General features: G+C 71.3%; 7 protein-coding genes and 1 pseudogene. 6 read left to right on the top strand and 2 right to left on the bottom strand.

Features of this window, described 5'->3' with window-relative positions:
- Positions 1-522 precede the first annotated feature (522 nt).
- A complete protein-coding gene (locus D7V93_RS25505) occupies positions 523-1,995 on the top strand; it encodes a M20/M25/M40 family metallo-hydrolase (protein ID WP_120645874.1) in 1,473 nt (490 codons plus the stop codon).
- Between the two features lie 13 nt (positions 1,996-2,008).
- Here D7V93_RS25505 and D7V93_RS25500 read toward each other — a convergent pair whose 3' ends face one another.
- Positions 2,009-3,781, bottom strand: coding sequence for an MDR family MFS transporter (locus tag D7V93_RS25500; protein ID WP_120645873.1), 1,773 nt, complete (start codon positions 3,779-3,781; stop codon positions 2,009-2,011).
- Positions 3,782-3,995: 214 nt separating this feature from the next.
- Here D7V93_RS25500 and D7V93_RS25495 point away from each other — a divergent pair, with 214 nt between their 5' ends.
- The 4 genes from D7V93_RS25495 to D7V93_RS25480 all read left to right on the top strand — a co-directional run bounded on the left by D7V93_RS25495 (position 3,996) and on the right by D7V93_RS25480 (position 10,755).
- Positions 3,996-6,050: a lysyl oxidase family protein gene (locus D7V93_RS25495; RefSeq protein WP_120645872.1), complete on the top strand. Its 2,055-nt coding sequence runs from the start codon at positions 3,996-3,998 to the stop codon at positions 6,048-6,050.
- Positions 6,051-6,139: 89 nt separating this feature from the next.
- Complete coding sequence (locus D7V93_RS25490; RefSeq protein WP_120645871.1) at positions 6,140-8,155, top strand: lysyl oxidase family protein; 2,016 nt, start codon at positions 6,140-6,142, stop codon at positions 8,153-8,155.
- Positions 8,156-8,283: 128 nt separating this feature from the next.
- Positions 8,284-9,510 (top strand): ABC transporter permease, encoded by a 1,227-nt coding sequence (locus D7V93_RS25485; protein ID WP_120645875.1) that lies wholly within the window; start codon positions 8,284-8,286, stop codon positions 9,508-9,510.
- 24 nt (positions 9,511-9,534) lie between these two features.
- Complete coding sequence (locus tag D7V93_RS25480; protein WP_120645870.1) at positions 9,535-10,755, top strand: ABC transporter permease; 1,221 nt, start codon at positions 9,535-9,537, stop codon at positions 10,753-10,755.
- Between the two features lie 95 nt (positions 10,756-10,850).
- On the opposite strand, the gene D7V93_RS45930 is transcribed toward D7V93_RS25480, so the two are convergent.
- On the bottom strand, positions 10,851-11,024 hold the full coding sequence (locus D7V93_RS45930; RefSeq protein ID WP_167509500.1) for a hypothetical protein: 174 nt from the start codon (positions 11,022-11,024) through the stop codon (positions 10,851-10,853).
- Between the two features lie 393 nt (positions 11,025-11,417).
- Here D7V93_RS45930 and D7V93_RS25475 point away from each other — a divergent pair.
- Positions 11,418-12,150: pseudogene (locus D7V93_RS25475) on the top strand (hypothetical protein); the annotation flags it as partial.

The raw sequence follows: 12,150 nt of genomic DNA, 5'->3' as shown, positions 1-12,150 counted from the left end.
GGCCGGGGCGGGGGGCGACCTTCGGCGGCGGAACTGTGGACCGGGTCCTCAGAGGTGGGCAACGGAGATTTCCGGGCGCTTCATTCCTCCTCCCGTGAAGGATCTTCCCCGTGTCCCTTCGACAGGCCCCGGGCCCGCGTCACGGGCCGCTCGAACGCGCACAACCCGCCGGAATCACGGGGCCTGCGGGCCTCGTGCCGCGGCAGGACGTGTGCGGTTGCGTTGGTCAATGTGGTCTGAAGAGACCTTCCGCGTAGCGGGGACTCTCGAACAATCCCATCGGCCCGCGGTCGTAATGCGCACTTCATGCCTTGACGCTGCGAAGAATTTCTTTAAAGAATGCACGCACGTCCTCTTCTTCATTGAAGGTGGCGTATGTACCGGTCCTCGCGTTCCCCAACCGCGGAACCGGTGCGTGACGTCCCAGTTGAGCCCCGCGCGCCGCGTTCCCCCTCTCGGCGCGCGGTGGCCCCTGGGACTTCCGCCTCCGCCCTGCTCATCCCAGCAACTTCGAGGATTTGCGTGTCCACCTCTGTCTTTGCCCTGCCTGTCTCGTTGGCCCTGCACCTGCTCACCTCGGCGGCGCCCGCATCCCCGTCACCCGCCACCGCTCCGGTGAAGCCGCCCCCGGCCTCCGCCGTGAAGGGGCTGACCGCCGCGCAGCTGGACGCGGCGGGGCGGCTGGTGGGCCCGGCGCTCACGGAAGGCCATTCCTACGCGCGGCTGGCGGAGCTGACGGACGGCGTGGGTCCGCGCCTGTCCGGCTCCGAGTCCGCGGAGGCCGCGGTGCAGTGGGCGCTGCGCTCCTTCAAGGCGGACGGGGTGAAGGCGTGGAAGGAGCCGGTGAAGGTGCCGCACTGGGTGCGCGGCGAGGAGCACGGTGAGATCGTCACCTCCGAGCGCACCCGGGGCCTGCCGCTGTCGCTGATGGCGCTGGGCGGCAGCGCGCCCACGCCGCCGGAGGGGCTCACCGCGGAGGTGGTGGAGGTGGGCTCGCTGGAGGACCTGGCCGCGCTGGGGGACCAGGTGAAGGGCCGCATCGTCTTCTTCAACCACGACATGTCGGAGGCGGCGGACTACGGCCGCTTCGCTGGGATGCGCAGCCGGGGGCCGGCGCTGGCGGCGAAGCAGGGCGCGGTGGCCGCGCTGGTGCGCTCGCTGGCCACGGCGTCGCTGCGCAGCCCGCACACCGGGGCCACGCGCTTCGACGAGGGCGGCGCGCGCCTGCCCGCGGCGGCGGTGTCGGTGGAGGACGCGCTGACGCTGCACCGGATGCTCCAGGGCGGGCCGGTGAAGGTGCGGCTGGTGCTGGGGTGCTCGGAGCTGCCGGACGCGGACTCGTCCAACGTGGTGGCGGAGGTGCGCGGCCGGGAGAAGCCGGACGAGGTGGTGCTGCTGGGCGCGCACCTGGACTCGTGGGACGTGGGCACGGGCGCGCACGACGACGGCGCGGGCGTGGTGATGGTGATGGAGGCGGCGCGCCTCATCGCGAAGCTGCCCCAGGCGCCCCGGCGCACGGTGCGCGTGGTGCTGTTCATGAACGAGGAGAACGGCCTGCGCGGCGGCCGGGCGTACGCGGAGGCGCACGCGAAGGAGCTGCCGAAGCACGTGGCCGCGGTGGAGATGGACGCGGGCGGCGGGCCGCCCCTGGGCGTCAGCCTGCACGCGGGGCCGGGCGGTGAGGCGCTGCTGCGGCCGTGGCTCGCCCCGCTGGACGGGCTGGGCGCGGGCCGGTTCATGGTGGGGCATGCGACGGGCGCGGACCTGAGCCCGATGGAGCCCGCGCACGTGCCCTTCGTGGGCGTGCGCGTGGACAGCAGCCGCTACTTCGACGTGCACCACTCCATGGCGGACACGCTGGACAAGGTGGACCCCCGGGACCTGTCGCGCAGCACCGCGGCGGTGGCGTGGATGGCGTACGCGCTGGCGGAGGCGCCGGCCCTGCTCGCGCGTCCCACCGGGCCGGAGTCGGACAACCCGCCCCCGAAGAAGTAGCGGGCTGCCCGGGCTACTCGGGCACGGGCCTGCCGGGGCCGCGCCGCAGGGGCAGCTCCGGCAGCAGCAGCGTGACGAGCAGGGCGGCCAGCGCGACGAAGAGGGAGAAGCGGTACACCGCCGTCGTCGCGCGGGTGAAGGACTCCTTGAGCGCGCGCTCCACGCGGTCCACGGTGGACAGCGCATGGGCCTCGTCCGCGTCCACCCGAGCCCGGGCCTGGACGCCCGCGGGCCCCGGCAGGGCCTGGGAGGCCTGCCGCTCCTCGGCGAACCCCTGACGCAGCCTCGCCTTCACGGCGTCGGGCTGGAACCGCTCGCCCGCGGGAGCGCTCTCGCCGCCCAGGACTCCAGGAGCCGAGGCGCGCAGCTCCTGCCGCACGTCCCGGGGCAGCCCTTGCGTGGCCTGCTCGGTGCGCGTCGTCATCTCCCGGCCCAGCGTGCTCGCGAACACGGTGCCCAGCAGGGCCACGCCCACCGTCATCCCCAGCTGCCGGAAGAAGGTCGTGGCGGACGTGGCCACGCCGATGCGCTGGGGCGGCACCGCGTTCTGCACGGCCACGGTGTAGAGCGGGATGGACGGGCCCAGCCCCAGGCCCACGAGCACCATCTTCACCGTCACCTCCGCCTGGCCGGAGTCGGGCGTCAGCGTGAAGGCCATCACCGCGAAGCCCACGCCCAGCAGCAGCAGCGAGCCCAGCATCACCGCCTTGTAGCGCCCCAGCCGCGACACCAGCTGCCCGGACAGCACGTTGCCCGCCACCACGCCCAGCGTCAGCGGCGTGAGCGTCAGCCCCGAGTGCGTCGCGGACAGCCCCACCACGTTCACCATGAACAGCGGCAGGAAGGTGACGGACGCGAGGAACACCGCGCCGATGATGAACACCGCCGCGTTGCCCGCCGTGAACGCGCGGATGCGGAACAGCGACGGCTCCAGCAGCGGCTCCTTCGTGTGGCGCTCCCGCCAGACGAAGAGCCCCAGGCCCACCGCCGCCAGCGTGAACAGCCCGAGGATGGGAGCGGACCCCCACGCGAACCCGCCCGGCCGGGGCGTCGCCGCCCCGTGGCCCAGGCTGAGCGCGAGCAGCAGCGGCACCACCGCCACGGCCAGCGCCGCCGCGCCCAACAGGTCCAGCCGGCTGCCGTGCACGCCCTCGGGCTTGAGCGGAGGCATGCGCAGGATGATGAGCCCGAGCGCGAGCGCGCCCACCGGCAGGTTGATGAAGAACACCCAGTGCCAGCCCAGCGCGTCGGTGATGAAGCCGCCGGCCAGCGGGCCGATGACGCTGGACAGGCCGAACACCGCGCCGAACAGGCCCTGGTACTTGCCCCGGTCGCGCGGCGGGAACAGGTCCGCCACCACCGCCAGCGAACCCGTGAAGAGGGCCGCGCTGCCCAGGCCCTGCACCGCGCGGCAGAGGATGAGCGTGAGCGTGGAGCGGCACACGCCGCACAGGAAGCTGCCAGTGAGGAACACGAGGATGCCCGCCACCAGCACCGCGCGCCGTCCCAGCAGGTCCGACAGCTTGCCCCACACGGGCACCATCATCGTGGAGGCCACGAGGTATGCGGTGGTGAGCCACGGGTAGTGCTCGGGCGCGATGTGCAGGTCCGCCTGGATGGCTGGGCCCGCGGTGGCCACGATGGTCTGGTCCAGCGCCGCCAGCAGCAGCCCCAGCAGCGCACCCGACAGCGTGAAGGCCTTCTGCGAGCGGCTGAACCGCTCCGACGCGGGCGCGGCGACGTCGACGGAGCCAGGGACGGCGGGATGGGCGGCGGTGTCGGCCATGGCGGGCGGGCACGCGCTCGCGCGCGCCTGCGCAAACCTGGGGACGGCGGGGTGGGACGGCCATGGACGCCTGCCCGGCTGCTCCCCTGCCAGCGCGAGGAAGACCCTCATGGGACAAGTGTCATTTCCGGGACGCCGGGCCGTGGTCCTATCCTCCGGGACTTTGCTTGTCGGGCGCGCCGGGTCGGCGGTCGCGTCTCCGAGGATGTGACGAATGCGGATCCGTGGAGCGCTGGCCTGCGCCGTGATGTTGACGATGGTGTCGGGCTGCAAGGAAGACCCGAAGTCCCGACCCGATGCGGGCCTACCTGCGGACGCGGGCACCCCGGATGCGGGCACCCCGGATGCGGGCATCCCGGATGCGGGCATCCCTGACGCGGGCCCGGAGGATGACGGCGGCACGCCCGACGCAGGGCCCACCCTCTCCGAGACGCCGCGCTGGCAGGTGTCTGGAGACGCCACGCCGGCCACGGCCTGCTTTGGCCGGAGCGTGGCGTTGGGCGACCTCAACGGCGATGGCCGACAGGACCTGCTGGTGGCGTCACCGCCGTGCACGAGCGGGCCGACGGATCCAGGCCGCGTGTCGCTGTACGCGGGCGAAGCGCGCGACTTCTCCCAGACGCCGCTCACCACCACGATGACGTGGGTGCATCCCAGCCCCCGCACCTCGGGCTACCAGCTCACCGTGTCCACGGGCGACCTCGACGGGGATGCCTACGCGGACGTGCTCGTGCGGGGCTACTACGGCGTCAGCGTGTTCAAGGGCGGGCCGGACCTGTCCCAGGTGCTGGCGCAGCCCCTGTTCCGCGCGCCGGACTCCTCCACCACGCGCTTCAGCAGCGCGCAGCTGCTGGACCTGGATGGCGACGGGAAGGATGAGCTCCTCGTCACCACCACCAGCGGCCGCACCACCGTCTATCGCTCGACGCCCGGCGGTGCGGAGGGCCCCTTCACCAACGTGCAGGTGTTCTCCGGCTACCCGACGCCCGCGGGGGACACCGACGGGGACGGCGCCCAGGACGTGCTGAGGGCGACCGGTGGGGAGGCCTTGGAGATAGGACTCTTCCTGGGCTGCAAGCAGGGCGGCCCTCGTGACTGTGACGGCCTGCTGACGCTCCAGCCGGTGTGGACGGGCAAGGCGGAGGGAATGAAGGCGCTGCCGGACCTGAGCGGGGATGGGCGTCCGGAGCTGCTCATGGGCTTCAATGGCAGTCAGCGCCTGCACCTGTCCGACGCCGCGCTCCAGGGGTATTCGCCCACGCCGGTGTGGCAGATGATGGATGACGCGACCTTCCCCGCCTTCGGCTACGCCGTCCTGCCGGCGGGGTCCATGGTGGAGGGCAGCACGGGCCACGACTTCGTCATCAACGCCATCGGGCGCGTGTACCTCTTCCGCCCCACGCAGGACGTGTCGGGCCCGCTGGAGCCGGTCTGGGCGTGGCCGCGCGCCAACCGCCTCCAGCCCGGAAAGGCGCTGGGCTTCGTCTCCCCGAGCGTGGCGAGCGCGGGCGACCTGAACGGCGACGGCCATGACGACCTGGTGGTGGGCATCCCGCCGGAATCGGACGGCACCCACTTCCCGGGCCGGGTGCGGGTGTACGGCGGCGGCGCGGTGCCCGACCTGACGGAGCCCGCGCCCGCGCTGGTCCCGACGAAGACGTGCAACCTCCCGGTGGATCCGGTCAATGGCAAACCAGACCTGACGGTGGACCGGGACGTGCTCGCGCGGTCGCTCTACGTGGAGCGGCGCAGCTTCGCGGAGGACTCGTGCGAGGTGATGGAAGGCTGCGTGCCGGCGGGGGGCGAGCGGCGCCTGCTGCGCTTCACCACGTCCATCATGAACATGGGCACGGGCCCGCTCGTGGTGCCGTCGCCGGAGGAGCGGCCGGATCTGTTTGTCTATGACGCGTGCCACCTGCACCACCACCTGGTGGACTTCGCGGGCTATGCGCTGAAGGACGCGTCGGGCACCACCACCGCGGTGGGCCGCAAGCAGGGCTTCTACATGGTGGACTACACGCAGTATTGCGCGGATGGCGGCCCGTTCACCTGGTACGACCCGGGCACGGGCATCTCTCCCGGCTGGTCGGACGTCTACACCGCGAACACCGCGTGCCAGTGGCTGGATGTCACGGATACCCCGGACGGCGAGTACACGGTGCGCGTGGGCGTGGATGAGAACCACATCGTGGAGGAGAACGACGTGCTGCCCAACGAGGTCACCGTCAAGGTGCGCCTCACGGGCGACACGGTGACCGTGCTGCCCTGACGCTGTCTTGGATTGCATCGTTTGCCCGCGAGGGGGCTCCAGGGCTTGCACGCCGGAAGGTCGGCAGGTGCTTTCCCTGGAGCTGACGAATGCGGATGCGAGGCGCGTGGGGCTGCGCGGTGGTGCTGCTGCTGTCCATGACGGGCTGCAAGGACGACCCGAAGCCCCCGTCGGACGCGGGTGTGCCCGACGACGCGGGCCTGCCCGAGGACGCGGGCACCCCGGATGGTGGCGGCACCGCCACCCCCACCCTCTCCGAGACGCCCCGCTGGCAGGTCGCGGGAGACGGCCTCGTCCCGCAGGAGTGCTTCGGCCGCTCCGTGGCGCTGGGCGACGTCAACGGAGATGGGCGCAAGGACCTGCTGGTGGCGTCGGGGCCCTGCCAGAGTGTGCTGACGATTCCGGGGCGCGTGGCGCTGTACGCGGGGGAGGCGTCCTTCTTTTCCCAGACACCGGTCACCACCACGATGACGTGGGTGCATCCCAGCCCGCGCACGTCGGGCTACAAGCTCACCGTGTCCACCGGCAACCTGGACGGGGACCCCTACGCGGACGTGCTCGTGCAGGGCTACTACGGCGTCAGCGTGTTCAGGGGCGGGCCGGACCTGTCCCAGGTGCTGGCCGAGCCGCTGTTCCGCGTGCCGGACTCCTCCACCACGCGTTTTGCCGGCGCGCAGCTGCTGGACCTGGATGGTGACGGGAAGGACGAGCTCGCCGTCGCCACCGTCGCCAGGGAGCTCACCGTGTACCAGGCGGCGCCCGGGGCGGCCTTCGCCCCTGTCCGCACGCTGTCCGGCATCCCGAAGCCCGCGGGCGATACGGACGGGGACGGGGCCCAGGACCTGCTGGTCACCCACGAAGACTTCACGGCGGAGCTCTTCCTGGGGTGCAAGCCAGGGAGCCCGCGCGCCTGCACCGGGCCGCTGACGACCGCACCGGTGTGGACGGGGCAGGCCGAGCTCTTCCACGCGCTGCCCGACCTGAGCGGGGACGGACGCCCGGAGGGGTTCATGCTCCTGAATGGCAGCCAGCGCCTGCACCTGTCCGACGCCGCGCTCCAGGGCTACGCACCGCGGGCCACCTGGCAGCTGATGGACGACGCGGTCTTCCCGCTCCTCGGTCTGAACTACTTCGTGTTCGGCCCGTCCATCCTCCCCGTGGGGTCCATGGTGGCGGGCAGCACGGGCCATGACTTCGTCATCACCGCCATCGGGCGTGTGTACCTCTTCCGGCCCACGCAGAACGTGTCCGGCCCGCTGGAGCCGGTGTGGGCCTGGCCGCGCGCCAACCATCTCCAGCCCCAGCTGGGAATGGGCACCAGCTACCTGTCAGTGGCGGCCGCGGGCGACCTGGACGGCGACGGCCATGGCGACCTGGTGGTGGGCCTGCCGCCGGAGAACGACGGCACCCGCTTCCCGGGCCGGGTGGCGGTGTACGGCGGTGGCGCGGTGCCGGACTCCTCGGAGCCCCCGCCCGCGCTGGCCCCCACGAAGACGTGCAACCTCCCGGTGGATCCGGTCAACGGCAAGCCGGACCTGACGGTGGACCGCGACGTGCTGGCGCGCTCGCTCTACGTGGAGCGCCGCACCTTCGCGCAGGACGCGTGCGAGGTGCGCGAGGGCTGCGTGCCCGCGGGCGGTGAGCGGCGCCTGCTGCGCTTCAGCACGTCCATCATGAACATGGGCACGGGCCCGCTGGTGGTGCCCTCACCTGAGGAGCGGCCGGACCTGTTCGTCTATGACGAGTGCCACGAGCACCATCACCTGACGAACTTCGCGGGCTATGCGCTGCAAGACGCGGCGGGCACCAGCACCACGGTGGGCCGCAAGCAGGGCTTCTACATGGTGGACTTCACCCAGTACTGCGCGGATGGCAGCCCCTACGGCTGGTACGACCCCGGCACGGGCATCTCTCCCGGCTGGTCGGACGTCTACACGGCCGAGCTCCCCTGCCAGTGGCTGGACGTCACCGACACCCCGGACGGCGAGTACACGGTGCGCGTGGGCGTGGACGAGAACCACATCGTGGACGAGGCCGACGTGCTGCCCAACCAGGTCACCGTCAGGGTGCGCCTCACGGGCGACTCGGTGACCGTGCTCCCCTGAAACCCGGGGAAATCCCCAGGGAAACCCCCGGGGCGAGCGACCTGCCGTGAAGGCCGCGTGCAATGGGCGGCCGTTCGCGGCGTAGAGTGCCTGACGCGGCCTCCAGCGCGCGCAAAGGGGTGGTTTTCGTGAATTTCCGGGTCGACGTGTGGGAGGGAGCGCGCATCGCGCTGTCCTCGCTGCGCTCCAACCGGCTGCGGACGGTGCTCACGACGGTGGGCATCGGCGTGGGCGTGTGCACGCTGCTGGCCATCGTCGGCATCATCCAGGGCCTGAACAGCTCGTTCGCGGAGCAGCTGGGGAAGATTGGCTCCAACACGCTCCAGGTGTCCAAGTTCCCCTGGGTGATGGGCGGGGACTGGTGGGAGTACCGCAACCGCAAGCGGCTGTCGGTGGACCTGGTGGACCCCCTGCGGGCCAGCTCCGAGCACGTGGTGGCGGTGGCGCCCATGTTCTTCGAACAGGCGGAGGTGTCGTTCCTGCAGCGCAGGCTCGCCTCCGTGCAGACCATGGGCACCAGCCCCGACTACTCCATGGCGTCCAGCGTGGAGATGGCGACGGGACGCTTCCTCACCGACGCGGACGTGGACAACCGCTCCGCGGTGGCGGTGCTGGGCGCGGAGGTGGTGAAGGTGCTCTTTCCGGGCATCAACCCGGTGGGCCACCGCGTCCTGGTGGACAAGCGGCCCTACCGCGTCGTCGGCACCATCGTGGAGCGCGGCACGGTGCTGGGGGAGAACGTGGACATGGTGGTGATGCTGCCCTTCACCGCGTTCACGGGGCACTTCGGCACCAAGCGCGACGTGCACATCGTCGTCGCGGTGGACAAGCAGGAGAGCGTGCCCGTCGTGCAGGACCGGCTCACGGAGACGCTGCGCCGCGAGCGCAACACCAGGCCCGGCGCGCCGGACGACTTCGCCATCAACCGGCCGGATCAGCTGGCCAGCATGTACGCGAAGCTCACCGGCGCGCTCTACGGCGCGGCCACGGGCGTGGGGCTCATCACGCTGCTGGTGGGCGGCATCGGCATCATGAACATCATGCTGGTGTCGGTGCGCGAGCGGACGCGGGAGATCGGCGTGCGGCGGGCGCTGGGCGCGCGCAAGCACACCATCATCCTCCAGTTCCTGATGGAGGCGGCCAGCGTGTCCGCCGTGGGAGGCGCGCTGGGCACCGCGGTGGGCATGGGGCTCGCGTGGCTCGTCGCGTACCTCACGCCGCTGGCGGCGTCCGTGCAGCTCGTGACGGTGGTGGCGGGCGTGGGCTTCTCGGCGGTGGTGGGGCTGCTGTTCGGCATCTGGCCGGCGGCGCGCGCGGCGAACCTGGATCCGGTGGAAGCACTCCGCCACGACTGAAGCAGGGAGACACCGGCGATGTGGATGGCATTCTGGGACACGGTGCGGCTGGCGTTCGGGACGTTCCGCTCCAACCCGCTGCGCTCGTTCCTCACGCTCCTGGGCATCGTCATCGGCGTCACCACGGTGGTGGCGATGATGTCCATCATCGAGGGCCTGAAGAACCAGGTGAACAACCAGCTGTCGGAGCTGGGCACCAACTGCTTCCAGGTGCAGCGGCTGCCCTTCGGCCAGGGCGACCTGACGGCGGCGGAGCTCGCGCGCAGGCCGCGCCTGGGCTACGCGGACCTGGACGCCATCCGGGGGCAGCCGTCCATCCTGGTGGCCGCGGCGGAGGACTCCAAGGGCGGCCAGAAGGCCTCCACGGCGGAGCGCGAGTCCCGGCCCAACGTGCACGTCTGGGCGGGCACGCCGGAGTACTTCGACACGAACTCGGTGAGCATCGCCACCGGGCGGCCCTTCACGGACGCGGAGTTCGTGGATGCACGCAACGTGGCGGTGATTGGCGCGGACCTGGCGGACACGCTCTATCCCGGCATGGAGCCGCTGGGGCGCGAGTTCCGGCTGCTGGGGCGCACCTTCCTGGTGGTGGGCACGCTCAAGCGCCGGGGCGGCATCATGGGCGGGGGCAGCCAGGACAACCAGGCCATGATTCCCCTCTCCACGTACGCGGGCATGTTCGGCATCCGGGACTTCCGGGTGAGCATCCAGGCGCGCTCGGCGGAGGTGCTCCAGCGGGCCCAGGACGAGGTGACGCTCCTCATGCGCCGCCGCCACGGGCTCAAGCCGGAGGAGCCGGACGACTTCTTCATCTTCTCCAATGCGAGCACCACGGAGATGTTCAACAACATCTCCGCGGCCATCTCCGCGGCCAGCTTCGGCGTGTGCCTGCTGTCGCTCCTGGTGGGCGGCATCGGCATCCTGAACATCATGCTCGTCGCGGTGACGGAGCGGACGCGGGAGATTGGCATCCGCAAGGCGCTGGGCGCGAAGCGCTACCGCATCCTCGCGCAGTTCGCGCTGGAGGCCGTGGTGCTGTCGCTGGTGGGCGGCGCGCTGGGCGTGGCGCTGGGCGTGGGCCTGTCGCTCCTGGCGCGGTGGATGGTGAAGCTGCCCACGGAGGTGCCGCTCTGGTCCGTGGTGGTGTCGCTGGCGATGAGCTGCGGGGTGGGGCTGGTGTTCGGCATCTACCCGGCCGCGCGCGCCGCGAAGCTGGACCCGGTGGACGCGATGCGCTCCGAGTAGTCCTCGGAAGTCCCCCGCGCCCTCCCGCCTGAAGAAGGCCCCGACCCGGCAGGAGCGGGTGGGGCCCGGACGTCACGGTCGCTGCCCGCGAGTGCCTACGGGCAGGGGTACGTACAGGTGATCTGCCCGGTGATGGGGTTCTTGAAACAGGTGGGCGTGCAGTCCTGCGCGGTGGCGGACGACGGCGCGACGGCGATGCCCACGCCCATCACGGTGGCGACGACAGCGGCGATGAAGGCGACGTGACGGACGTGCTTGCGAGCCTGCATGGTGTCTTCTCCCTGTAGGTGTTCGTGCTGCGGGGCGAACTGTAGGGCTCGCCTCTGACAATGCCAGGGGCGGGGTTCCACGCTCGCGCGCCGGAGGAAAATTGAAACTCCGGTGCGGCGAAGCAATGCGTCACCTTCGCCAGGGCGACAAGAAACCTCACGCAGGACGCGCGGCCTGCTTCCCGCAGTAGCGAGCGAATCGCAGCAGCGGCTTTTTCCTCGGCGACATCCCTCTCTGCCAACGTGTTGGAGAAGGAGTTGGCCCGCGCGCAGATGCGGCCGGCACCTCTTTCCCCTCAACCCTGTGCAGCGACGCGCAGCCAGCCCGTGCCGGGCTGAACGTCAGACGTGTGTCCTTTGCTCCCTTCGCCGGGGCACTCACAGGAGGCGTGTATGCGAATGACGCGAAGTGGGGCGGTCTGGCTGTGGCTGGCGTGGCCGGTTGCCGCATGGGCAGAGGACGTTCCGGAGTCCACGGCGGCGGAGCATGCGTCATCCAGTGCATGGCACTACCTGACGCGCTTGGACGCGACGACGCTGACGTTTCAGCCGCGCGCGGGCGTGGGCACGGATGAAGGTTTCGTGCAGGTGGAGCCGCCCCTCATCCTCGATGGAGGCGCGGAGTTCGGCGTCAACCTGGGCGCTCCAGTGCGGCTGCGTCTGTGGGGTGGTGGTGAAGGCACGGGCCTCGTGAGGCGGGAGGACTGGGACAGCGTCTCTGACTGGGGGCAGGTGGTGCGCGCTCTCAAGCTGGGCTCGGACCATGCGCCGCTGGCCGTCTGGTTTGGCGGCCTGGACAGCTTCAACTTGTTGTCGGGGCACCTGGTGCGGCGCTACTCCAACCGAAGCAATCCCGACTACCATCCGGCGGGCGGCTTCCTCACCGGCACGCTGGGACCCCTCTACACGCAGGCCTTCGCCTCGGACGTGCTGGGCGCGCGTCTCATGGGGGCGGAGGTCGCCCTGGACGTGCAGCACGTCCTCTTCGGCCAGCCCCGCGAGCCGGGCCGCTACACGCTGGCTCTGTCGGCGGTGCATGACTGGGGGCGGGCCGGAGGGCGCGCGCCTTCGGTAACACTGGCGCACCTGGACGCAACGGCGGTGGTGGTGGTGCGGCCGGGCTTCG

The sequence above is a fragment of the Corallococcus llansteffanensis genome (assembly GCF_003612055.1).
Lineage (GTDB): Bacteria > Myxococcota > Myxococcia > Myxococcales > Myxococcaceae > Corallococcus > Corallococcus llansteffanensis.
Note: the sequence above shows the minus strand (reverse complement) of the source record. Positions and strands in the feature narration are given on the sequence as shown.

What these genes read in the sequence shown, in the direction of transcription:
- D7V93_RS25500 (WP_120645873.1), bottom strand. Translation starts at nt 3,781, where the DNA reads ATGGCCGACACCGCCGCCCATCCCGCCGTCCCTGGCTCCGTCGACGTC.
- D7V93_RS25495 (WP_120645872.1), top strand. Translation starts at nt 3,996, where the DNA reads ATGCGGATCCGTGGAGCGCTGGCCTGCGCCGTGATGTTGACGATGGTG.
- D7V93_RS25490 (WP_120645871.1), top strand. Translation starts at nt 6,140, where the DNA reads ATGCGGATGCGAGGCGCGTGGGGCTGCGCGGTGGTGCTGCTGCTGTCC.
- D7V93_RS25480 (WP_120645870.1), top strand. Translation starts at nt 9,535, where the DNA reads ATGGCATTCTGGGACACGGTGCGGCTGGCGTTCGGGACGTTCCGCTCC.
- D7V93_RS45930 (WP_167509500.1), bottom strand. Translation starts at nt 11,024, where the DNA reads ATGCAGGCTCGCAAGCACGTCCGTCACGTCGCCTTCATCGCCGCTGTC.